Source organism: Streptomyces spinosisporus (genome assembly GCF_022698145.1).
In the GTDB taxonomy this organism is placed as follows: domain Bacteria; phylum Actinomycetota; class Actinomycetes; order Streptomycetales; family Streptomycetaceae; genus Streptomyces; species Streptomyces spinosisporus.
The window spans coordinates 1-886 of record NZ_JALDAX010000062.1; the positions used below are offsets into that span (position 1 = coordinate 1).

Here is an 886-nt window from a genome sequence, read left to right on the forward strand (position 1 = left end):
CCCTAACAGAAGCTGTTGATCATGTGACTTTCGGCTTGAGTGGTCGTTGGTCCGCTCGTGGGAAAGCGTCAGTCGCGGCCCTGGATCGTCTCGGACGAACTGTGGTCTCTCATCGAACCGTTGCTGCCTGAGCCAGGTCCGAAGCTGGTCGAGGGCAGACCTCGAATCCCGGACCGGCAGGCGTTGTGCGGGATCCTGTTCGTGCTGCATACCGGCATCCAGTGGGAGTACCTGCCGCAGGAGCTGGGTTTCGGTTCGGGCATGACCTGTTGGCGACGCTTGGCCGCCTGGAACGAGGCCGGCGTGTGGGACGAACTGCATCTCGTGCTGCTGAGGAAGCTGCGGGCCGCAAAGAAGCTGGACTGGTCGCGGGCGGTGATCGACTCCTCCCACGTCCGGGCCGCCCGACGGGGCCCAAAAGCGGACCCAGCCCGGTCGACCGCGCTCGGCCGGGCAGCAAGCACCACGTCCTCACCGACGCCCAGGGCATCCCGCTTGCAGTGTCGATGACCGGCGGAAACCGCAACGACGTCACCCAACTACTGCCCCTGCTCGACAAGATCCCAGCAGTCGCCGGCATCGTCGGCCGTCCCAGACACCGGCCCGACGCCCTGCTTGCCGACCGCGGCTACGACCACGACAAGTACCGCAGACTGCTATGGCAGCGCGGCATCCGCCCGGTCATCGCCGAAAGGGGCGAAGAGCACGGCTCTGGCCTGGGCGTCTTCCGCTGGGTAGTCGAGCGCACCATCGCCTGGCTGCATGGTTTTCGCCGCCTCCGGATTCGATGGGAGCGACGTGACGACATCCACGAAGCCTTCCTCGGCCTCGCCACCTGCCTGATCACCCACCGCCACGTCCGACGCCCTTGTTAGGAGCTCTAAGA

Annotated in this window: 1 protein-coding gene; it reads left to right on the forward strand. The window is 65.9% G+C overall.

Features of this window, described 5'->3' with window-relative positions:
- Window positions 1–57 precede the first annotated feature (57 nt).
- Window positions 58–875, forward strand: a protein-coding gene (locus MQN93_RS43705; protein ID WP_242713919.1) for an IS5 family transposase whose coding sequence is annotated in 2 segments (ribosomal slippage) — window positions 58–409 and window positions 409–875 — 819 coding nt in all. Because the reading frame shifts where the segments join, the coding sequence is not laid out codon by codon here.
- Window positions 876–886: the final 11 nt, after the last annotated feature.